The sequence below is a fragment of the Flavobacterium sp. W22_SRS_FP1 genome (genome assembly GCF_052113685.1).
Classification (GTDB): Bacteria; Bacteroidota; Bacteroidia; order Flavobacteriales; family Flavobacteriaceae; genus Flavobacterium.
On record NZ_JBGQOE010000010.1, the window covers coordinates 42076 to 64110 of the forward strand.

General features: G+C 34.8%; 20 protein-coding genes. 7 read left to right on the top strand and 13 right to left on the bottom strand.

The features are described 5' to 3' along the window. Nucleotides 1–36 precede the first annotated feature (36 nt). The 7 genes from hisF to ACEN2H_RS07690 all read left to right on the top strand — a co-directional run bounded on the left by hisF (nt 37) and on the right by ACEN2H_RS07690 (nt 7852). Nucleotides 37–792 (top strand): imidazole glycerol phosphate synthase subunit HisF, encoded by a 756-nt coding sequence (gene hisF, locus ACEN2H_RS07660; RefSeq protein ID WP_441731736.1) that lies wholly within the window; start codon nt 37–39, stop codon nt 790–792. A 70-nt stretch (nt 793–862) separates the two neighbouring features. Further along, entirely contained in the window at nt 863–1462 is a 600-nt protein-coding gene (gene hisIE / locus ACEN2H_RS07665; protein ID WP_441731737.1) for a bifunctional phosphoribosyl-AMP cyclohydrolase/phosphoribosyl-ATP diphosphatase HisIE, read from the top strand. A gap of 139 nt (nt 1463–1601) precedes the next feature. After that, entirely contained in the window at nt 1602–2738 is a 1137-nt protein-coding gene (locus ACEN2H_RS07670; protein ID WP_441731738.1) for an alpha/beta hydrolase, read from the top strand. Continuing rightward, nucleotides 2739–4169, top strand: a complete 1431-nt coding sequence (locus tag ACEN2H_RS07675) for a leucyl aminopeptidase family protein (RefSeq protein WP_441731739.1) — start codon at nt 2739–2741, stop codon at nt 4167–4169. It begins immediately after the preceding gene. A 4-nt stretch (nt 4170–4173) separates the two neighbouring features. After that, entirely contained in the window at nt 4174–5388 is a 1215-nt protein-coding gene (locus ACEN2H_RS07680; protein ID WP_441731740.1) for an ATP-grasp domain-containing protein, read from the top strand. A gap of 50 nt (nt 5389–5438) precedes the next feature. Next, nucleotides 5439–7094 carry a M1 family metallopeptidase gene (locus tag ACEN2H_RS07685; protein WP_441731741.1) on the top strand — a complete coding sequence of 552 codons (1656 nt, stop codon included), beginning with the start codon at nt 5439–5441 and terminating at the stop codon, nt 7092–7094. 59 nt (nt 7095–7153) lie between these two features. After that, nucleotides 7154–7852 carry a DUF4240 domain-containing protein gene (locus ACEN2H_RS07690; protein ID WP_441731742.1) on the top strand — a complete coding sequence of 233 codons (699 nt, stop codon included), beginning with the start codon at nt 7154–7156 and terminating at the stop codon, nt 7850–7852. Between the two features lie 89 nt (nt 7853–7941). On the opposite strand, the gene ACEN2H_RS07695 is transcribed toward ACEN2H_RS07690, so the two are convergent. The 13 genes from ACEN2H_RS07695 to ACEN2H_RS07755 form a co-directional block, all read right to left on the bottom strand. Beyond that, complete coding sequence (locus ACEN2H_RS07695; RefSeq protein ID WP_441731743.1) at nt 7942–8817, bottom strand: sugar phosphate isomerase/epimerase family protein; 876 nt, start codon at nt 8815–8817, stop codon at nt 7942–7944. 23 nt (nt 8818–8840) lie between these two features. Next, nucleotides 8841–9734 carry a hydroxypyruvate isomerase family protein gene (locus tag ACEN2H_RS07700; protein ID WP_441731744.1) on the bottom strand — a complete coding sequence of 298 codons (894 nt, stop codon included), beginning with the start codon at nt 9732–9734 and terminating at the stop codon, nt 8841–8843. Nucleotides 9735–9762: 28 nt separating this feature from the next. Then, on the bottom strand, nt 9763–10989 hold the full coding sequence (locus ACEN2H_RS07705) for a nucleoside permease (RefSeq protein ID WP_441731745.1): 1227 nt from the start codon (nt 10987–10989) through the stop codon (nt 9763–9765). 68 nt (nt 10990–11057) lie between these two features. Continuing rightward, a complete protein-coding gene (locus ACEN2H_RS07710; RefSeq protein ID WP_441731747.1) occupies nt 11058–11780 on the bottom strand; it encodes a 3-keto-disaccharide hydrolase in 723 nt (240 codons plus the stop codon). Nucleotides 11781–11814: 34 nt separating this feature from the next. Beyond that, nucleotides 11815–13284: a Gfo/Idh/MocA family protein gene (locus tag ACEN2H_RS07715; protein ID WP_441731748.1), complete on the bottom strand. Its 1470-nt coding sequence runs from the start codon at nt 13282–13284 to the stop codon at nt 11815–11817. A gap of 60 nt (nt 13285–13344) precedes the next feature. Continuing rightward, nucleotides 13345–13707, bottom strand: a complete 363-nt coding sequence (locus ACEN2H_RS07720) for a c-type cytochrome (RefSeq protein ID WP_441731749.1) — start codon at nt 13705–13707, stop codon at nt 13345–13347. An 18-nt stretch (nt 13708–13725) separates the two neighbouring features. Continuing rightward, the gene (locus ACEN2H_RS07725) at nt 13726–14778 is read right to left on the bottom strand and encodes a sugar phosphate isomerase/epimerase family protein (RefSeq protein WP_441731750.1); all 1053 of its coding nucleotides are present in this window, start codon (nt 14776–14778) and stop codon (nt 13726–13728) included. A 31-nt stretch (nt 14779–14809) separates the two neighbouring features. Further along, on the bottom strand, nt 14810–15973 hold the full coding sequence (locus ACEN2H_RS07730; RefSeq protein WP_441731751.1) for a Gfo/Idh/MocA family protein: 1164 nt from the start codon (nt 15971–15973) through the stop codon (nt 14810–14812). Nucleotides 15974–15983: 10 nt separating this feature from the next. Further along, a complete protein-coding gene (locus ACEN2H_RS07735; RefSeq protein ID WP_441731752.1) occupies nt 15984–17687 on the bottom strand; it encodes a GMC oxidoreductase in 1704 nt (567 codons plus the stop codon). 57 nt (nt 17688–17744) lie between these two features. Next, nucleotides 17745–18305, bottom strand: a complete 561-nt coding sequence (locus ACEN2H_RS07740) for a gluconate 2-dehydrogenase subunit 3 family protein (RefSeq protein WP_441731753.1) — start codon at nt 18303–18305, stop codon at nt 17745–17747. 495 nt (nt 18306–18800) lie between these two features. Beyond that, nucleotides 18801–19991, bottom strand: coding sequence for a hypothetical protein (locus ACEN2H_RS07745; RefSeq protein ID WP_441731754.1), 1191 nt, complete (start codon nt 19989–19991; stop codon nt 18801–18803). A gap of 14 nt (nt 19992–20005) precedes the next feature. Further along, nucleotides 20006–20836: a type 1 glutamine amidotransferase gene (locus tag ACEN2H_RS07750; protein WP_441731755.1), complete on the bottom strand. Its 831-nt coding sequence runs from the start codon at nt 20834–20836 to the stop codon at nt 20006–20008. 45 nt (nt 20837–20881) lie between these two features. Next, on the bottom strand, nt 20882–21988 hold the full coding sequence (locus tag ACEN2H_RS07755) for a carboxylate-amine ligase (protein ID WP_441731756.1): 1107 nt from the start codon (nt 21986–21988) through the stop codon (nt 20882–20884). Nucleotides 21989–22035: the final 47 nt, after the last annotated feature.

A 22035-nucleotide genomic window follows, 5' to 3' on the forward strand; every position in this document is an offset into this window, starting at 1 on the left:
AATTGTAGTGTTAATACGCATTGAAAATAAAAAATAATGTTAACAAAAAGAATAATACCTTGTCTCGATATAAAAAATGGAAGAACCGTAAAAGGAGTCAATTTCGTTGATTTACGAGATGCAGGCGACCCTGCAGAATTGGCCAAAATATATTCAGATGAAGGAGCTGATGAGTTAGTTTTTCTGGATATTTCAGCAACGGAAGAGCAGAGAAAAACCTTGATTGAATTGGTTCGTAAGGTAGCTTCAACTATTAATATTCCATTTACTGTAGGTGGCGGGATTTCATCGGTTGAAGACGTTGCTATTTTATTGCAAAATGGAGCCGATAAAGTGTCTATCAATTCATCTGCAGTAAAAAACCCGCAGTTGATTAATGATTTGGCACAAAAATTTGGAAGCCAATGCGTAGTTGTAGCCATCGATGCGAAACAGATTGCTGGCGAATGGGTCGTACATTTAGTAGGCGGAAAAGTACCTACTGAATTGAACTTGTTTGACTGGGCTAAGGAAGTAGCTGAGAGAGGGGCAGGAGAAATCTTGTTTACCTCGATGGATCATGACGGTACTAAAAATGGATTTGCCAATGCGGCCTTGGCTAAATTATCGACATTGGTGAACATCCCAATAATAGCCTCTGGTGGTGCGGGAAACATACGACATTTTGTAGATAGCTTTACAGAAGGAAAAGCTGATGCAGCTCTGGCTGCGAGCGTATTTCATTTTAAGGAAATTCAAATTAAGACCTTGAAACAAGAATTAAAGAGCAATAATATCGAGGTAAGGTTATAGAACATAGAAAAAAGGGAAAAGAAATCAGATCTGATAATCTTTTAATTTTTCAATCATAAAATAATAAAAAATGAATATAGATTTTTCAAAAAGCGCTGACGGATTGATTCCAGCAATTATACAAGACAGCGAAACTAAAGTAGTCTTGATGTTGGGTTACATGAATTCCGAAGCATATCAAAAAACAATTGAAACTCAGAAAATAACTTTTTTCAGTCGCTCAAAGCAAAGGCTTTGGACAAAAGGAGAAGAAAGTGGAAATTTTTTGAATTTAGTTGATATCAAAAATGACTGTGATGGTGATACCTTGTTAATTCAAGCAAAACCTGTGGGTCCTACCTGTCACACTGGTGCGGACACATGCTGGCAAACAGAAAATAAATTAGATTATGGATTTATTTCAGCATTAGAGGATACTATTGAACTTCGAAAAAATAACGCCGATTCTGAAAAAAGTTATGTGGCTTCTTTGTTCAAATTAGGAATGAATAAAATAGCACAAAAGGTAGGGGAAGAAGCCGTTGAAGTGGTTATAGAAGCTAAGGATGATAACGATGATTTGTTTCTAAGTGAAAGCGCAGATTTACTTTTTCATTACCTTATACTGCTTCAAGCCAAAGGATTTAAAATTAATGATGTCATTAATGTATTAAAAAGTCGTCAGAAATAGAAAGATTTACCGGTTAATGATATTTTATAAACCCCAATAGCGAATTGATTTGCTGTCGGGGTTTCTTTTTTCTTTTTTATCGATTTACAATCCCTTATATTTACTTTTTATATTTTAGAAAAATACCACAATGCAAGCTATGAATTTTGATAATAAAATGTTCACTAAAGATTTAAATTATACCATTATAAAAACAGGCCTACATTTGATACTTACTACTGATGAAGACGATTCACGTCCAGTTTATCTTTCCGGTAATTTTAACCAATGGCGTACTCAGGATAAAGATTTTATGATGGAGAAGATTGGCACGGGCTTGTATCACTACAAATTTGCCCACGATTTTGATTATCCAGAGACTCTTTTATATAAATTTACCAAAGGAGATTGGAGTGAAGTAGAAATTGACAGCGCTGGTAATCGCACGGAAAACAGATCCACAAAGAAACACACAGGGATTCAGAAGGAATATGTAGCGAGATGGCGGAAAAATTGGTTGCCTTTCAAACAAAATTTCTTGCCACAGCTAATGCTGATTTCTGATTCTTTTGAAATTCCGCAGCTAAATAAGACGCGAAAAATATGGGCTTTGCTTCCACATGATTATGATAATTCAGGCGAAAGTTACCCTGTTATGTATTTGCAGGACGCTCAAAATTTATTTAATGAAAATGCCGAATACGGAAATTGGGAAATTGATAAGAAATTAGCCGTAATGTCGGAATATAAGATAGGTAAAATTATTGTTATTGCTATAGAACATGCCGAAGAAGATCGTTTGAAAGAATACAATGTAGGGAAAACTGTCTTAGGGAAAGGTCAGGGAAAAAAATACATTCGTTTTGTGACAGAAACTCTAAAACCCTATGTTGATAGTAACTTTCGAACAAAAAAGGAAAGGCAACATACGGGAATAGGAGGCAGTTCCATGGGAGGTTTAATCAGTATTTTTAGTGGATTACGCTATCCCGAAGTATTTGGGAAATTAATGATTTTTTCTCCTTCACTTTGGGTGAAACCAGATCTGAAAATTAATGTCGCGGATGAAAGTATCGAAGACACTAAAATTTATTTATATGCTGGAGGCGATGAAAGCGAAACAATGATTGAGCATGTCAAAAGCTTTAAAAACCACATGCTTTCAAGCGAAGTTGTAAAAGATAAAATGAAAATTAATTTAAGCATCAATAAACTGGGGAAACACAACGAAATTTATTGGAGTGATGAATTCCCAAAAGCAATTGAATGGCTTTTTTTTACTGATAAAGACAATTAAATGAAAACAAAAAAAATTCAAAACTTAGAAAAATTCTCTGGAACAGTTTTAGTTCCGGTTTTTGAAACCAGCAACAAAAACTTGATTCCCATTAAATTTGATGATGTAGAGGTTTCTTCCAAAGTATTTTACGGAAAAAAAGACAGCCATTATTTAGCTGAAAAAAACAACAACACCTTTATATTTATAGGTTTAGGAAAATCAATTGATTATAAATCGTTAAAAACGACATTCCGCAGGATTGCTTCACAGGAAAAGGAAGCTTTTACTAAAAATGTTGCTTTGTTCCTTCCTTCAGAATTCAGTAGTGACCAAGTTGAAGCCGCTATTTCTGGATTACTTCTGGGAACGTACAGTTTAGGCCATTTCAAAAAACAAGATGATCATCCATTTTTAGATACTGATTTTGAATTAGATATTTTGTCTGGAATAGACCATACCGATTCGGTTAATAAAGCTATAAAAATTGCACGTGCACAACTGGAGACCTTATCTCTGGTTGATTTACCGCCTAACAAGGTTACTCCAAAATATATGGCGAAATGGGCATTGGATAAGGGCGCTAAATATGGGTTCGATGTCGAAGTTCTGGGTTTTGACGCATGCAAAATAGAAGGGCTAGGAGCATTTCTGGCCGTTGGAAAAGGCAGTGAAAATGAACCGCAATTCGTCATCATGAAGTATAGCCCGAAAGTGGAAACGGACGGTTTAAAACATGTTGGGCTGGTGGGTAAGGGAATTAGCTTTGATACTGGTGGCCTAAATATAAAAACTGCAGGAATGGTCCATATGAAATGTGATATGGCCGGAGGAGGTGCAGTATTTGGTGCTATGCAACTCATTGCTGATTTACAATTGCCCATAAAAGTAACTGCAATTGTTCCCTGTGCAGAAAATTCGGTGGATAGTAAATCATTTTTACCTAGTGATGTGATCACAAGTTACAGTGGAAATTCGATTGAAATTATTGATACTGACGCAGAAGGCCGACTCGTTTTGGCTGATGGATTATCTTATTTAATTAAAAATTACAAGCCGGAATATATTGTCGATATTGCCACATTAACAGGAAGTAGTGTGGGAACTTTAGGTTATGAAGCCGGTGCATTGTTTACCAATAACGAATCCATGTCGAAGAAACTGCAAGAAGCGGGAGATTCTATTGGGGAGCGTCTCTGGCAATTGCCACTTTGGGATATTTATAAACAAGATATCGAAAGTGATATCGCCGATGTAAAGAATTATAGCGGAAAACCAGTCGCCGGCGCCATAAGTGCTGCAAAATTTTTAGAATATTTCACTGAGGAACATCCAGCTTGGGCACATCTTGATGTTGCTGGCGTTGCTTTTGGAGACGACGAATTTGCCAAAAGCAAACATGCCACTGCGTATGGAGTTCATTTATTAACTAAATTCATCGAAAATTTATAAGCTTATGAAAAATGCTAAAACCTTCATCTGTATTTCAAATTATTTTAAGGGTGCTGATTTTTTGATTCACTTAAAAAATTTGGGCAACAAAGTATATCTTGTAACAAGCGAAAAATTGCGAGATAAGCCATGGCCACATGACTCTATAGACGAAATATTCTACATGGAAGGTCATGATATCGAATGGAACCTTGAGCATTTATTACTGGGAGTCGGTAATTTGATGAAATCAAATAAAGTAGATGCCATTGTAGCATTAGATGACTATGATGTTGAAAAAGCAACTTATCTTAGGGAAAACCTGAGAATTGACGGAATGGGCCAAACGACAGGAAGGTATTTTAGAGATAAACTGGCGATGCGAATGAGAGCGAAAAGTTGTGGAATTAGCAGTCCCTCTTTTTGCTCCTTATTTAATGACCATGACATTAATACTTTTGCTGATACTGTTGCGGCTCCATGGGTATTAAAGCCTCGCTCTGAAGCTTCTGCAACTGGAATTATAAAAGTATTTGATAAAGAAAGCTTGTGGATGCACATAAACGAAATGGGAAATAACCGTTTCAAGTATTTATTGGAACAATTCAAAGCTGGAGATGTTTATCATTGTGATAGTTTGATTTTAGACCGCAAAATTATTTTTAGTTTGACTTCAAAATATTCTGCTACCCCCATGGAAATATCACAAGCGGGTGGTGTGTTTCGCAGTTCCAATATTTCTTATAATTCAGAAGATGACAAGGCAATAAAAAAGGTAAATGAACAAGTCTTGAAAGGTTTTGGATTGAAATACGGTGCTGCACATACGGAATTTATCAAAAACAGTGAAGACGGTGAAATTTATTTTTTGGAAACATCATCTCGAGTTGGAGGAGCTCATTTGGCCGAAATGGTAGAAGCTGCATCAAACATCAACCTATGGAAGGAATGGGCTGCAATCGAAGACGCTTTAGTCAAAGAAAAAAAATACAGCCTGCCAAAAGTTAAAAAAGGCTACGCCGGAATAGTATTAACTTTATCTAAATATCAAGATCCTGATTTATCTTCTTTCTCGGATCCAGAAGTTTGTTTTAAAGTCCCATTGGAATATCATGCAGGTTTAGTTGTAAAGTCAGACAAAAACGAAAGAGTTTTAGAATTGCTGAATGATTATGTCGATCGATTGGTAGCTGATTATGCCGTAGTGGTAGAACAAGTTAAAGTGACAAAACTCCATTAATCATATGATTTAGTTTCTAAATTAGCAATAGTATTAAAGGTTCCAAATTCATGAGAAATTTTTTTATTTTTATTTTTATTTCAGTTTTTATTTCAAATAGTACAAAAGCACAAGGCCTTTTAGATAAGGAAACTGTTTCTTTTACAAGACAAGATAGCTTGAGGGGCAGTATAACAAAAGAAAGAGCTTGGTGGGATGTAAAATCCTATCATTTAGATATTAAAGTTAACCCTTCAGACAGCACGATTACAGGGTCTAACACTATTAAATATCAAGTGTTGCAAGAGTACAATCGTATGCAAATTGATCTGCAGTCACCGATGAATATTTATAAAGTAATTCAGGATGGAAAAGATTTAAAATATACTAGAGAAGGCAATGCTTTTTTTATCGAATTAGAAGCAACTCAAATAATCGGGAAAATAAGGGAGCTAACTATTTTTTATGGAGGGAAACCTAAAGTAGCTGTTAATCCACCTTGGGACGGAGGAATCACTTGGAAAAAAGATAATAAGGGCAAATTATTTATAGCTTCCTCTTGTCAGGGATTAGGAGCTAGTGTTTGGTGGCCGAACAAAGACCATATGTATGACGAGGTAGAAAACATGCTTATTAGCGTAAATGTACCGGGAGATTTGATGGATGTGTCCAATGGTCGCTTGCTGAGCGTCAATAAATTAAAGGATGGAACAAAAACCTATAATTGGTATGTATCTAATCCGATTAACAATTACGGAGTAAATATAAATATTGGTGATTATGTTTCCTTCTCAGAAGTATATCAGGGCGAAAAAGGGAATTTAGATTGCACTTATTATGTTTTAAGGGACAATTTAGCGAAAGCCAAAGAACAATTTAAAGACGTTCCCCGAATGTTGAAAGCGTTTGAACACTGGTTTGGTCCTTATCCTTTTTATGAAGATAGTTACAAACTAGTTGAAGCTCCTTATTTAGGCATGGAACACCAAAGTTCTGTGACTTATGGGAATGGTTTCAAGAACGGATACCGTGGACGAGACTTAAGTGGAACAGGTTGGGGATTAAAATTTGACTTTATCATCATTCATGAATCGGGACATGAATGGTTTGCTAACAACATCACTTATAAAGACATCGCTGACATGTGGATTCATGAGAGTTTTACAAACTATTCTGAAAGTCTTTTTGTTGAATATTACTATGGAAAAGAAGCAGGTTATAGTTATTTTAGAGGAATTAGAAAAAATATCCAGAATGACAAACCCATCATTGGAAACTATAATGTTAACAACGAAGGCTCCAGCGATATGTATTACAAAGGAGCTAATATGCTACATACTTTACGCCAAATAGTAAATGACGATGAAAAATGGAGAACTATTCTTATAGGCCTAAACAGTACTTTTTATCATCAAACGGTCACTACTAAACAAATAGAAGATTACCTGAGTTCTGAAGTAGGTTTAGATTTAAATCCATTCTTTAATCAGTACTTAAGAGATACAAGAATACCTACATTAGAATATTATTTTAAGGATAAAACTTTAGGATTTCGTTGGACTAATTGCGTTAGTGGCTTTGACATACCAGTAAAAATCACAATCAACGGAGAAGAAAAATGGTTAAAACCCCTAACAACTTGGAAGCAGGAAACGATTGCATTGGAAAACCCAAAATTAGAAATTGACAACAATTTTTATGTGGCAGGATTCAATATAACAGAATAAAATTTCCTAATTTTACAATGGAATATAGAATATTTTCCTAATTATATTCCATCAATTTTATGAGAAATTTATATACTTTACTGCTTTCTTTTTTATTGTTAAGCTGTGTTACTTTTGGACAAAATAATAATTCAACTACAGAGAAGTCTATTTATAGCAACGAAATGCAGGAAGGCAGCTTGACAGTTGCTTTTGATACAGTACCGTTTACTAAATCAAGTAAAATGCTTGATGAAGATATTTATTGGGCGATAATAGAAAATTCATTAAAAGAAACTGATAATCAAGAAGACCAAGAGCTTTTTTTGATTAGCGAAATTCAAAAACTCACCCCAATTGAAATGGTTGGTTTTCGTCTTAGAACAGATCAGCTTCTTTTTGATTCTTATAATTCAGAGCTATGGTGTGCTGCTTATATTGTTAGTGCTGGTATTTCAGATGGTGGTTTTGAATACTTTAGATGCTGGTTAATCTCTAGAGGCAAAGAGGTGTTTTATAGTGTAAAAGCAAATCCGGACAGTTTGATTAAACAAGTTGTTGAAGATAAAGAATCGTATGAATTTGAGGGGTTTTGGTACGTGGCAATGAATGCATTCAAAAATAGTACGGGAGAAGATTTATATTCTTTTATTGATTATGACCAATTTGTAACGAATGATGAAAATTATCCGCTACTAGAATTTAATTGGAATGTTGAAGAGCCGCAAACTATGAAAAATATATGTCCCGTTTTGTTTAAGAGTCTTTGGAAGCAATAGTTGATTTTCTTTTTGATATCTAAAAAAAAGCGGTATTCAAAAATTCCTTTATGAATACCGCTTTTCCATTTGTATAAATCGTTTAATTCTTATATTAACGATTTAGATATGTAATTAAAACTTGTTACTGCAGATTCTATTGGATTTGGTTTGTAGTTTGATTCGTGTTCTAAATAGAAGCGTTTCATTCCTGCCAATTCCGCTTGAGCGAAAATTGCTTTAAAATCGATTGATCCAGTTCCAATTTCTGCATTCCATTCCGGATTAACTTTATCCATATCTTTTACATGCCACATTTTAAAACGCCCCGGATGCTCTTTGAATAATTGTAAAGGATTATGACCGGCACGAACTGCCCAGTACAGATCTATTTCAAAATCAACCAGGTTTTTGTCCGTTTCATTCAATAAAATCTCATATCCATTGGTTGATCCAAATTTTGTAAATTCAAAATCATGATTGTGATAAGCTAATTTTAACCCTCCAGCTTTACAAAGTTCTCCCACTTTATTTATTTGCAAGGCTAGTTTTTTGTAATCATCTCCAGTAGTTCCTCGTAATTCGGAAACTATGTAAGGAATAGTAACATATTCACTTCCTAGCTGATTTGCAGTTTCTATATAGTTTTGCACAAGATCAGTAGAACCATCTTTAATCATCGAATTAAAATCGAAATGATTACTAGTAGCTTTCAAACCATTATCATCAAGTATCAATTTAAAATCTTTAACAGAAGTACCAAAAAAGCCTTTGTCTGCTGCATAGCCAAAAGTTTCTACTTCTGTAAAGCCAGCCTTTCCAACTTGTGCTAATACTCCTTTAACGTCTTTTGGTAAAGTATCTCGTAAGGTCCATAATTGAATTCCAATTGCTCTCTTTGTTGAATTAAAAGCAAATGTAGGCGCAATAGCTATAGCTCCTAATGCCAATCCGGTGTTTATTAAAAAAGTTCTTCTTTTTATCATGAGTTCTAAATATTAGTTTTTTTTTATATATCACAAATTGATATAGCCTTTTTTAAGGAGGTCAATTTATCTGTGTTCTTAGGCATAAATTCTTGTGCTACAAATCCTTTAAAACCTGTTTCATGGATAGCTTTCATTATTGCATTATAATTTAATTCTTGGGTTTCGTCAATTTCATTCCTACCAGGAACTCCCGCAGTATGATAATGAGCAATATACTGATGGTTATATTTGATGGTTCGAATGATATCGCCTTCATCAATTTGCATGTGATATATATCGTAAAGCAATTTAAAGTTTTCTGATTTCAAACGCTTCGCTAATTCTACCCCCCATGAAGTTCGATCACATTGATAATCTGGATGGTCAATTTTACTGTTTAGCAATTCCATTACCAAAATAACATTGTGCTTTTCAGCCAAAGGAATTAATTTTTGTAAACCAAGAACACAATTATTCCAACCATCTTCGTCGGTTATATTTCTACGGTTTCCGCTAAAACAAATTAGATTCGTATAACCGGCTTCGGCTACCAGTGGAATCATTTCTGAATAATTTTGGATGAGTGTTTCATGAAATTTTGGATTATTAAACCCATCTACTAAATTAATTTCTGCTCCATTGCACATGGCAGATTCAAGTCCATATTTTTTAAGCATTGGCCAATCTTTTGGTCCTACTAAATCGATTCCTTTTATCCCTATTTTTTGAGCTTCAATGCAGAGAGTTTCGATATCAAAATCACTAAAACACCAGCGCGCCACTGAATGATTTATATTGCCTTTTAGCATACCTGATTCCTTCTTTAAAAAGTCATTTTCCGAAGCATAAGCTGAAAAACTTCCTGGAATTCCTAAAGCTGCAGTGCCAGCTAAAACTCCTTTTATTATGGATCTTCTACTTAAGTTTGAATTCATGATTTATTTATTAATTGTTTGTAAAAACTTAAACAGATCTAGTTTCTTTTTTATCATTAAAAAATATAGCAAAAAGTAAAAAGACAACAAAGGCTATTCCTGCTGGAATAATCCAAACCATTTGCCAATTAATACCTCCTTCTAAAGTTTTATAATTATCTGTTATCCATCCCGCTACTGCAAAACCAATAAGCATTCCCACACCATAAGTTGCTAAAGTAATTAAGCCCTGAGCGGCACTTTTATATTTTTCTCCTGCTTTTGAATTAGTATAAATTTGTCCTGAAACAAAAAAGAAATCATAGCAAATGCCATGTAAAGCAATTCCAATAATGAGCATAAAGCTTAAATCTCCACCATTGCCGTAGGCAAATAAAACATAACGCACCGCCCAGGCTACCATACCGATTAAAATTGTTTTCTTAAAACCAAATCGTACAAAAAACACAGGAATTAATAAAAGGAATAAGGCTTCTGATATTTGACCGATAGCCATTTTTCCAGTTGGATTTTCAACTCCGGCTTGGGTTAAAAAGAGATTTGCATTTTGATAATAAAAAGCTAGCGGAATACAAATTAGAATAGACGAAACAAAAAAGATGGAGAAGTTCCTGTCTTTCAATAAATTTAAAGCATCAAGGCCTATAATATCTCCAATTTTTATTTTTTCATCACTCACTTTAGGTGGAGTTTTTGGTAACGAAAAACTAAACAGACCTAAAATAAAGGCAGCAATACCAGCTAGTAAAAAGGTGTTTTTAAGTAAACCTGAACTTATTCCTTCGGTAGAATCCCAATGAAAGAAATAACTGATTGATAAGCCGGCAATGATCCAACCAATAGTTCCCCAAACTCTGATATTAGCAAATTCTTTCTCCGGATCTTTCATTTGGTTAAAAGAGACTGAATTGACTAGAGCCAAAGTAGGCATATATAAAATCATGTAGCTCAAGACATAAGTATAAAAAATACCAACTTCTTCTGATTGATACATTTGGTACATTAAGAAAGCACCTGCAAGATGAAGGATTCCTAATATTTTCTCCGCATTAAAGTAACGATCGGCAATTAAACCAATAATAAAAGGAGCGATTATGGCGCCCCATGATTGGGTAGAAAAAATGGCTGCAGTTTCTGAGCCACTAGCACTTAGATTACTTCCTAAATAAGTTCCAAGGGTGACAAACCAAGCTCCCCAGATAAAAAATTCCAGGAACATCATTATAGATAATTTTAATCGGATCGTTGTATTCATTTGGTTTTGGCTAATTATTTTTTGATTTGATTGATGGTTTATTGTAAGGAAAACGATTTTTTTATAAATTACATTCCATTTTCACATCCGGTTGTAATGTTCATGGTATTCCATTCTTTAATCTGGATATTTCGGTACCAGACATTATCACCGTGATCTTGTAAGGCAATCTTCCCTGTTTTAAAGATTCCAAAACCTTCCCAACCAGCGAATTTACTGTTCGCCACCAGTTCTTTAAATGCATCGTCCCAAAGAGTGGTTTCTACTATAAAAACATCATTTAATACAAAAGTTAACTTTCCGAACTTGCATACGATCTGCGCCGTATTCCATTCCCCTACAGCTTTTACTGGTTCAGAAGTGCTTTTTATTAAATCATATAAATCTCCTGCTCGGTGTTTCTCAATTTTCCCGTCAGGATGTCCTTCATTGTCTAAAATTTGCATTTCTAGGCCTGTGTTGTAGGTGTTTTTATATTTTTCTAAGTCTTCATTTACATAAAAAATAATACCACTATTCGATTCTGGTGCAACTTTCCATTCCAATTTTAAATGAAAGTTAGTGTATTCTTTATCAGTAACAAGATCACCACCTTCACCATCTTTGGCAGCAGCTGGATCAAAATGTAAAATGCCGTCTTCTACTTTCCAAGCGCTTCCAGCGGTAGTTTTGCCATAAGTGTGCCATCCTGCAGTAGTTTCTCCATCAAAAATTGGCTTAAAACCTCTTTGAGCGTGTGTAGTTTGAATCATTGCAAATGTTATTAGGACTAAAAATGTATTCTTGATCATATTACTATTTATTAATTTAAAAAATTCAGATAATTTATAATACTAGGTTTTTCCAACCTTCCCGATAATCTCTTTTTACAAACTGATTGATTTCATCAAAATTTGTAATTTTCATATTGCTATTATCCCACAATAGTTTTGCCGAACGACCGGGATAAACGTCTTCACCTAAAATTTCTTTATGAACGTCATATCCTCTAATTGCGAGATTAGCCATTAATAATGTCTCAGTTAATGGGCCAGCAATTTCAAATGGAGAGCTTAATTCATTTTTGCCGTGTCCTGCGATGCATGCTTCAATCCATTGTTTATAATGACCATTAGCACCGTCTATTACACGGGGATATTTTTTTGTAACATTGATGTTTTCATTTCTACTTAAAGGTAGTAAGCGTGGATTTTCACCATAAGTGTCACACATCATTTTTCCTTCAGTTCCAATAAATAAAGTTCCGTTTCCACCATCTCCAAAAATCTCATTGGGTTCTAACTCAGAAGGACGTTCTGGCTGAATTCCACCATCCATCCAGTGCAAAGTAACGTCACCATTAGTTTTTTCTGTTTTTGGAAAAGTCAAAGTTACGTGACTTGAAGGCGGACAACTTTCTGGAAAATAACCTCTTTTGAATTCATCTACATAAACTGACCCCACACTGCATTGTACGTCTTTGGCATACTGTAAATTTAAAACACTAAATGGAGCCTCTACTAAATGACAGCCCATGTCACCAATGGCACCTGTTCCATAATCCCACCAGCCACGCCAGTTAAACGGGACTAATTTGTTTACATATTGTTTATATGGAGCAGTTCCCAACCATAAATCCCAATCCAATTCATTTGGAACTTCTGATTTTAAAGTAGACCAAGGAATTCCTTGAGGCCAAACCGGACGATCTGTCCAAGCATGAACCGTATGCACGTCACCAATTAATCCGGCTTCATACCATTCTTTCAAGATTCTAGTACCGTCATTAGAGGAACCTTGATTCCCCATTTGAGTTACCACTTTGTATTTTTTAGCTGCTTGTGTCAAAATTCGAGCTTCATACAAATCATGCGCTATCGGTTTTTGAACATAAACGTGCTTGCCTAATTGCATTGCTGCTAAAGTTTGAATGGCGTGATTATGATCTGGCGTCGATACAGAGACTGCATCAAAGTTTTTGTGCTCTTTATCTAACATTTCGCGCCAGTCTTTATAAAATTTAGCCTTAGGAAAAGCATTTACAGTTTTAGCAGCTCTGCGGGTATCTACATCGCATAGAAAACCAATATCCGCTTTACCGCTTTTACTAAACATAGCAATATCCGATTGTCCTTTGCCACCGACACCAATACTAGCAATTACCAAACGATCGCTTGGCGCTACAAATCCTCTTCCTAACACATGACGAGGAACAATCATAAATGATGCCGCTGCGATGGCACTTGTTTTTATAAAGTCACGTCGGTTTTGAGTAATTTTATCTTCCGGTTTTATAGCGTTATTTTTGTCTTTCATAAAGCAGATATTTCAGTTATTAGTTAATTGGAGTTAATTATGAATAAAACTGTAGAAACCTTATTTTTTCAAAGAGAGAATATATTTAACAATGGTTTTTGCATCTTCTTTATTATAGCCAACATGAGCACCCATAGGAATTGATCCCCAAACTCCAGATCCACCTTTTATAATTTTATCAACTAAATAATTAATATTTTTTGTATTTGCTGGATATTTATTAGCAATATCGACAAAGGACGGTCCTATGATTTTTTTTTCTTTGTTATGACACACCATACAGTCTGATTTCGCCATTAATTTCTCTGCAGCTGTGTTTTGAATAATTGTTGTAGGCTGAATATAATCATCTTTTACATTTTCTGTTTTAAAAGAGGTTAAAAAAATCATAGCTAGAAGGCCTATTGGCAATAATATTTTCATTTTAATTTAATTTAAGTTTTATAATCCTAAAATTTTTCTGTTAAAAGCTGGATTAGCATCAACAGCAGCAAAATCGTCGAAAGCTTTATCAGTCACTTTTATAATGTGGTTTCGAATAAATTCAGCGCCTTCTTTGGCTCCATCTTCTTGGTTTTTTATACAGCATTCCCATTCCATTACGGCCCATCCTTTGAAATCGTATTGTGATAATTTGCTAAAAATAGTTTTAAAATCTATTTGTCCGTCTCCTGGTGAACGATAACGACCAGCTCGGTTTACCCAACTCTGATATCCTCCAAAAGTTCCTTGTTTTCCAGTAGGATTAAACTCGGCATCCTTTACATGAAATGCTTTTATTCGCTCGTGATAAAAATCGATATATTTTATATAATCTAATTGCTGTAAAACAAAATGAGAGGGATCATATAAAATGCAAGCTCTCGAATGATTATTTACTGCCTTTAAAAACATCTCATAGGTTTCTCCATCGAATAAGTCTTCGCCAGGGTGAATTTCATAACAAAGATCAACACCGTTAGTATCAAATTCATTTAAAATAGGAAGCCAGCGTTTAGCTAATTCTGCAAATCCGTCTTCCACTAAGCCTTCAGGTCGCTGTGGCCAAGGGTGAAAATATTGCCAAAGCAAAGAACCACTAAAAGTGGCATGAGCATTTAAACCTAGATTTTGTGAAGCTTTCGCAGCAAATTTTAATTGTTGCACAGCCCATTCTTGTCTTGCTTTTGGGTTTCCGCGAACATTTTTTGGTGCAAAAGCATCAAAAAGATCATCATAAGCAGGATGAACTGCCACTAATTGTCCTTGTAAATGAGTGGATAATTCGGTTATTACTAATCCATAAGAAGCGATTTTTCCTTTTAATTCCTCAGCGTAGGTTTTACTTTCTGCTGCTTTTTGCAAATCGATGAATCTGGGATCATGTGTAGGCATTTGAATTCCTTTAAAACCTAAATTTGCAGCCCATTTACAAATTCCGTCTAAGGAATTAAAAGGAGCTTCATCACTTATAAATTGGGCCAAAAAAACTGCGGGTCCTTTTATTGTAGTCATATTTATTGTCTAAACTTAAATAATTATTAATCTATAAAACATAAGGAGTCCATTTTTTTTCGGATTGTGCCGATGCAACAACACTATCTATAAATGCCATACCACGCAAACCATCCTCAATCGATGGAAAGTCTAACATTTCCGGACTAGGCAACTTTCCTTCTAATTTAGAAGATAATGTTAAAGCAAAATTCCGATAGATATTTGCAAAAGCTTCTAAATAACCTTCAGGATGTCCTCCTGGAGTTCGACAGTTATGAGTGGCAAATGAAGATAAATTATTATAATTACTTCCAGCTCTTAGTATTTGAGTTGGTTCATTTAACCATTTTACAATTAAAGTATTTGGGTCATGTTGTAACCATTCTAGCCCTCCTTTTTCGCCGTAAACTCTAATTTTTAAAGCATTTTCTTCTCCGGCTGCTACTTGTGAAGCCATTAAAACACCTTTTGCACCATTGTCAAATTTTAGTAAAACGGCTCCATCATCATCCATAACTCTGCCTTCAACTAAGGTGTTTAATTCAGCACATATATCTGTGATTTTTCCTCCTGAAATATATTCTGCTAATTGAGCTGCGTGAGTTCCAATATCTCCCATAACTGAACTTTTTCCAGCTTTTTTTGGATCTGTTCGCCACGCTGCTTGTGTATTTCCTTCTCTCTCTGACAAAGTGCTTAACCATCCTTGAGGGTATTCCACCCAAATTTTTCTGATTTTACCAAATTTCCCCTCTGCAACCATTGCTTTGGCTTGTTTCACCATTGGATAACCTGAATAAGTATGAGTCAAGCAAAGTATTAATCCAGTTTCGTCTAACTTATGCTTTAATAATTTAGCTTCTTCTAATGAAAAGGTAATTGGTTTCTCGATTACCACGTTGAAGCCGTGATCTAATGCCATCATCGCCGGAGCAAAATGAGCAAAATTGGGAGTAACTATCGTAACAAAATCGATTCGTTCGCCAGCAGGCAATTTAGATTCTGCCACGATCATTTCTTCGTAAGTCAAATAAGTTCTTGAATCAGGAAGAAATAATGCTTTTCCTGAGGCAACAGCTATTTCAGGATTTATACTTAAAGCTCCACAACTTAATTCTATAAGACCATCCATGTTGGCAGCCAATCGATGAATAGCACCTATAAAAGCATCTTGACCGCCTCCAACCATTCCCATTCTTAATTTTCTATTCATATTTACTAATCTAAATATTTCCTTTTTTCAATTCCTTAACTGCATAATCACAAGCACGTGCGGTTAAAGCCATAAAAGTTAGAGATGGATTTTGACAAGCTATAGAAGGCATGCAAGAACCATCAGTAACAAAAACATTACTTACTTCATGCATTTGATTCCATTTATTAAGCACTGATGTTTTAGGATCATTACCCATTCGAGCTGTTCCCATTTCGTGAATGGCCATTCCCGGATAATAATCATTATCATAGGTTTTAACGTTTTTTATTCCTGAAGCTTCCAGCATTTCAGCGGCATCCCACATCATATCTTCCCTCATTTTAGCTTCATTTTCTTTGGTTTCGCAATCAATTGCTAAAACAGGTTGACCCCATTTGTCTTTTTTGGAATGATCGATGTAAACTTTATTTTCATAATAAGGCAACATTTCTCCAAAACCACCCAATCCCATGCTCCAAGAGTCAGCAGGTAAAGACATGCTGTCTTTAAAATCACCTCCAAAAGATAATTCGGCAACTTCTTTATGCCACAAACCTCTTGAAGCGCCACCTTGATAACCAAAACCCCTTAGATAATCTCTTTTATCATTACCAACGTTCTGATACCTTGGAATATATATACCGTTAGCTCTTCGGCCATAAGTATATTTATCTTCAAAACCTTCTGCACTTCCTTCAGCTCCACAACGGAAATGATGATCCATTAAGTTATGACCTAAATGTCCGCTGGCATTACCCATTCCTTCCGGATGAGCTTCTGATGTAGAATTCAAAAGTAGGAAGGTAGAGCCTAGTGTAGAAGCATTTACAAAAACAATTTTAGCATAAAACTCCATGGTTTCATTAGTCTCGGCATCGATAACCATAACTCCTTTTGCCTTTTTAGTGTCTTTATCATAAATGATATGATTTACGATAGAGTAGGGTCTAACAGTTAGTCTATTAGTAGCCATTGCTGCAGGTAGAGTTGAAGATTGTGTACTAAAATAAGCACCAAAAGGACAGCCACGACTACATAAATTTCTATATTGACAACTTCCACGACCATTATGAGGTACCGTTAAATTAGCAGTACGACCAATGGTAAGTATTCGGCTTTTATTATAATGTTTTTCGAGTCTTTCTTTAACTGATTTTTCGACACAATTCAAATCCATAGGAGGTAGGAAATCTCCATCAGGTAGTAATGGCCAATTTTCATTTTGACCACTAACACCAATAAATCTCTCGGCATAATCATACCAAGGAGAAATATCTTTATAGCGAATAGGCCAGTCATTTCCATGCCCATCACGAGCATTGTCTTCAAAATTGTGATCACTTAAACGGTAACTTTGTCGTCCCCATGTTAGGGATTTTCCTCCAACATGAAAACCTCTGTACCAATCAAAGCGTTTGTCTTCAGTGTAAGGACATTCCAAATCGTTGACCCACCATTTTTCATTCGCTTCTGAATAAGGATAATCTCTGGTTTGAACTGGATGTGTGCGTTTTTGCTCTTCTGTTAAGGTTCCTGCACGTTGCAATTCCCATGGTGCTTTCATCGCAGTTTCATAATCCTTGATATGTTCTATATTCATTCCGCGTTCTAGCATCAAGACATTCAATCCTTTTTCAGTTAGTTCTTTTGCAGCCCAACCTCCGCTAATTCCCGAACCTACGACAATTGCATCATAGGTATTCTGTTCTTTTAATTTGGAATTTATATTCACTTTTATAACGTTTTTTTATTTAATAATTTTTTCGAAAATCAAAGGATTTGAAATATTTTAAGTGGCCCAAGCTTTTTGTCCTGGTGTATAATCAGCATTACCGTCATAACGTCCGGGAATAGGAAGATATTCACGTGCTTGAGTGCAACCAATTTCAGAAGAAAAATAGCCTAAAAGTGTTAGATCTCTGGCAATAGTGAAAAAAGATTTCTTGTCTTTAGAAGCAATAGTTTCATCTCTTAATTCTCCTACAATTTTTTGACGTTCTTCAACCGTGAGGGAAACGAAATTTTTATTGTGCTGTTCTGTACATTTTGATTCCATTTCTTTCAAACCCGATGCGAAATGAAGTTGAATTTCTGCAGGATAACAATCTTGTATCATCATTGGAATAAATGTGCCTAGCCCAGCAGCTTTTGCTCCTGGAGATGATTTAGTTGTTGGAATAATAATGTCTGCAAACTCAGTTAAAACATCTTCTTCGAATGAAGAAAAATAAACTGTGTTTTTTTCATTTTCGGGGAGTGTGAAACTTTCAAATAAAACGCCTACCGTAGTTGAGGAAAGGGCAGTTCCTAATAAAAACGCCACATTTTTTAGTGCTTTTCTTCTATCCATTATCAAATTGTTAGGTGGGTATATAATTTTGAGCTAAATATGTAATTATTACATCCTTTCAATATTACTAAATTTAGTGCTGTAATCGGATGTTTTTATTCTTAAGTGTATAAAAAATGTCAAATAATTATTTTTTTAGATGATTTAACATAAAATTTTATGTTTTTTCACTTCAAACAATTTTAAATTGGTTTTTATTCAATAAAAATTAAAGCGAACCATTTTATTTAGATAAAAAAAGACGCTAAAATTAGAAAAAAGAGCTGTTTTTATTGATAAATTGTTTGTGAAATCGGCAAATAACAATTCCATTGCTTAAAAAAGAAACAATGAAAAAGGTTTTTATAAAAAAGAAAGCCTAGAATAAGTCAAATAATGAAGTATAGTAAAATCACTGAAACTGTAAGAGCCGTTTTAATATTAACTCTAGTAATAAAACTAAAGGATGCCAAAGCAATTACACAAATGAGCTTTTGTTAAATAAAAATTTACCATCTAATTCTCAAAAAGTCCTATAGTACCACCAACCCAGTCTTTGTCTTTATTGAATTTCACGCCTATCATTTCGCCTCTGCTCAGTCGGACAAGATTGCACAGCAGAGTAGGAGCTACATCTTCTTTTTTCCATACGCAAAGCACGCGGACTTCTGCCTTTACTTTTCCTTCCGGTGACTGTACAATGGGGATGTAATTTACCTTTTTTTGAAGGATATAAAGCTCCTTATCTACAACCGCTTCAATATCTTCTTTTTTGACATGGAAAATGACACCAGTGCCCGAAAATGAAAACAAGGGTTTTAAGACGTAATTTTCCAAGTCCTCTGGAATTACGGTCAATTCACTTAACAAAGTGGTTTCAATGAAATATTTACCTTTTAAAAAAGGTAATATAAACTTACTAATTCTAAAAAACCAGTTGGGATGTCCTGCCCATTCCACATCAAGTTCATCTGAAAAATGGAAGTTAAGTTTTAGATCGGTACGCAAATCGAGTTCATCAAAAATAACCCTGTTGTATATCCGTTTTACAAGAATTTCAGTCCCATTTTCATCCTTATAAAAAAGCTGTTTGTCTTTTTTGATTAGTTCTGTGACGCATATTATAGGTATCCCGATATCTCTTTTGCAGTAATAGAAATCAATTTTGGTATTTTGCTTTTCGGGTTCAATCTCAAGCAGAATTACATTTTCTTTGGGATGACCGTTGCATATTACATCTTCAAGTATCAGAAGGTATTCTTTTGAGCTAATACCATTAATAAATGGTGTTAATTCTTCTAAAAAAGGATAGTGATTTTTGAACTTTTCGAACAAGTTCATCTGATAGTTAAATAGCGAAGGAAAACCTTGTACCTCTATTAACTTTGGAACAATTAAACCCTGTTCTTCACAAACCCCAAAATCTATCGCCAGAAAAGTAGTATGCTTGTCCTCATTTGGAACTTTATGATTTAATTCTAATGACTTGTCAGTAAGAGATTTAAAACCTTCCGTCTGAATCAATTTTATAACTTCATTGCAGGCTTCAATCAGTTGTAATTTTAACTCATTAGATATAAAAAAGGGCGTCTCTCCCAATCGAAAAGTAGGTTCGTAACCAAAATCGCCGGAAATATCATCTTTAAGTTCCTGATATTTCTTCCCCGTAAATTGGTCATTGAATAGTTTTCGATATTTTGAAATCATAGAGCAAAGAATTGTTAGTTGGACATCATTTTCTTAGTCTGCATCAAGTCATTTATGGCAGCACGAAGAAAATTAGGAATCAAAGTTTCGTTAGTTCTGTATATTTTGTCATCATCGAGTAGATCTTCAAGCATATTCCTAAATTTCCTTTTTCCTTTCATTTCTCTGATTTTTTCTTTTATCTCTTTATTTCTTAAATGTGAAACAAAACTAACGGGATCTGCCTCAGGATGAAATTGAGTTCCAACAAAGTAATCCGTAAAACGTACCGCCATTATTGCTCTTTCGTACTGAACATGGTCCCTTATTTTTTCTAAAGAAATTATTTTTGCTCCATTCTTTTTAAAAACACTCAATTTGGGTTGTACGACTTGATAGTCTCTTGAATCTATGGCGTAAAAAGGATCTTCTAATCCCGTAAAAAGGGGGTCTGTAAGTCCATCCTTAGTTTTATGAATTGTCATAACACCAAATGAGGTATCATTCCTTTTAGTAATTTCAGCTAAACCAAAGTGTTTACAAGCCATTTGAAAAGAATGGCAAATAAATAAAACATGTTTTTTTACCATATTTTCGGTGTTCCATTTGGTTAATGCATCGATAAATTGGTAATATTTCACATCCCAGTCACCATCACCTATTAATGGATTCCCGGGGCCGCCGGTGGAGATATAAATATCATATTTGTCAATTTCAGGCAACTCACATTTGCCTCTAACATCAAATATTTTCAAGTTCACAAAAGGATTAAATCTTTTAATAATATTAATAATACAGCGCATACCTTGGTTTGGTAAACCGTCGTACATGTCTAAAATAGCAATTGTTATGGTCTTATTATTCATGGGGTAAACTTCAATAAAAATATACTGCAAATATAATCTAAACTATTATAATCCTTTGGTAAACTCGCTAGTTATAAAATCGACCACTTTTGTCAAGTCGTTTGTTTTTTTGAAAACGGCTAATTGTTTAGCTGCTCCTGTTCCGTTTTTCAAAATTTGGTGAACATAATTGATATGCTCCCTGCTCCCCAATTCATCTACCACATCATCCACGAATTCTAGTAATTCCAACAATAAAACCCGGGTTTCTACTTCTTTTTGAAGGCCAAAATCAATCATATGTCCTTCTATTCCATAACGTGCAGCCCTAAATTTATTTTCTTTTATCAGAGCTAGGCGATAGATGTTGAAGCTCATATTATTTTGATTTAGTCTATATAGTTTAGCTACAACTGCTTGTATAACAGATACTATACACATGGTTTCCTCAACTGTTAGACTCATATCACATATACGAAATTCGATCGTATCATAAAATGGATGCAAGCGTAAATCCCACCATATTTTCTTGGGGTTGTCAATACACTTTGTTTTCACTAAAGTGTCTAGAAAATTATCGTAAGAGGCTACTGAATCGAAATATTCTGGCAGGCCAGTTCTGGGGAATTTATCAAAAACCTTTGTCCTAAATGATTTATATCCAGTTTGCCTTCCTTCCCAAAAAGGGGAATTGGTTGATAGTGCAAAAATATGCGGTAAAAAATAACAGGCCTGATTCATTAACTGTAAACCAATTTCACGATTTTCAATTCCTACATGACAATGCATTCCAAATATTAAATTGGAACGAGCGGCATCTTGTAATTCATTTACTATATCATGATATCGCGGGTCATCGGTTATGGGTTGGTCTTGCCATTTCGAAAATGGGTGTGTTCCTGCTCCGCCCACTATTAAATTTTGCTTGTCTGCTAGCTCGACAATTTTTGTCCTTAAAAATTTGATTTCCTTTTCGGCTTCATCAACATTTTTACAAATATTTGTACCTACTTCAACAACAGATTGGTGCATTTCTGCCTTTACCTGCTCGTTCAGTATTATTTTTGCTCCGTCAACAATTTTTGATAAATGGGAGCGGAGGTCTCTTGTTTCGGGGTCTATAATTTGATATTCCTCTTCAATACCAAGTGTGAAATTAGGTAATTTTTTCATTTAAATATTTTTAGGAGCTATTTACTCAGTCATTTCGCTTACGACCC

What these genes read in the sequence shown, in the direction of transcription:
- hisF (WP_441731736.1), top strand. Translation starts at nt 37, where the DNA reads ATGTTAACAAAAAGAATAATACCTTGTCTCGATATAAAAAATGGAAGA.
- ACEN2H_RS07755 (WP_441731756.1), bottom strand. Translation starts at nt 21,988, where the DNA reads ATGAAAAAATTACCTAATTTCACACTTGGTATTGAAGAGGAATATCAA.
- ACEN2H_RS07675 (WP_441731739.1), top strand. Translation starts at nt 2,739, where the DNA reads ATGAAAACAAAAAAAATTCAAAACTTAGAAAAATTCTCTGGAACAGTT.
- ACEN2H_RS07680 (WP_441731740.1), top strand. Translation starts at nt 4,174, where the DNA reads ATGAAAAATGCTAAAACCTTCATCTGTATTTCAAATTATTTTAAGGGT.
- ACEN2H_RS07715 (WP_441731748.1), bottom strand. Translation starts at nt 13,284, where the DNA reads ATGAAAGACAAAAATAACGCTATAAAACCGGAAGATAAAATTACTCAA.
- ACEN2H_RS07690 (WP_441731742.1), top strand. Translation starts at nt 7,154, where the DNA reads ATGAGAAATTTATATACTTTACTGCTTTCTTTTTTATTGTTAAGCTGT.
- ACEN2H_RS07725 (WP_441731750.1), bottom strand. Translation starts at nt 14,778, where the DNA reads ATGACTACAATAAAAGGACCCGCAGTTTTTTTGGCCCAATTTATAAGT.
- ACEN2H_RS07685 (WP_441731741.1), top strand. Translation starts at nt 5,439, where the DNA reads ATGAGAAATTTTTTTATTTTTATTTTTATTTCAGTTTTTATTTCAAAT.
- ACEN2H_RS07695 (WP_441731743.1), bottom strand. Translation starts at nt 8,817, where the DNA reads ATGATAAAAAGAAGAACTTTTTTAATAAACACCGGATTGGCATTAGGA.
- ACEN2H_RS07720 (WP_441731749.1), bottom strand. Translation starts at nt 13,707, where the DNA reads ATGAAAATATTATTGCCAATAGGCCTTCTAGCTATGATTTTTTTAACC.
- ACEN2H_RS07740 (WP_441731753.1), bottom strand. Translation starts at nt 18,305, where the DNA reads ATGGATAGAAGAAAAGCACTAAAAAATGTGGCGTTTTTATTAGGAACT.
- ACEN2H_RS07700 (WP_441731744.1), bottom strand. Translation starts at nt 9,734, where the DNA reads ATGAATTCAAACTTAAGTAGAAGATCCATAATAAAAGGAGTTTTAGCT.
- ACEN2H_RS07710 (WP_441731747.1), bottom strand. Translation starts at nt 11,780, where the DNA reads ATGATCAAGAATACATTTTTAGTCCTAATAACATTTGCAATGATTCAA.
- ACEN2H_RS07670 (WP_441731738.1), top strand. Translation starts at nt 1,602, where the DNA reads ATGAATTTTGATAATAAAATGTTCACTAAAGATTTAAATTATACCATT.
- ACEN2H_RS07730 (WP_441731751.1), bottom strand. Translation starts at nt 15,973, where the DNA reads ATGAATAGAAAATTAAGAATGGGAATGGTTGGAGGCGGTCAAGATGCT.
- ACEN2H_RS07745 (WP_441731754.1), bottom strand. Translation starts at nt 19,991, where the DNA reads ATGATTTCAAAATATCGAAAACTATTCAATGACCAATTTACGGGGAAG.
- ACEN2H_RS07750 (WP_441731755.1), bottom strand. Translation starts at nt 20,836, where the DNA reads ATGAATAATAAGACCATAACAATTGCTATTTTAGACATGTACGACGGT.
- hisIE (WP_441731737.1), top strand. Translation starts at nt 863, where the DNA reads ATGAATATAGATTTTTCAAAAAGCGCTGACGGATTGATTCCAGCAATT.
- ACEN2H_RS07705 (WP_441731745.1), bottom strand. Translation starts at nt 10,989, where the DNA reads ATGAATACAACGATCCGATTAAAATTATCTATAATGATGTTCCTGGAA.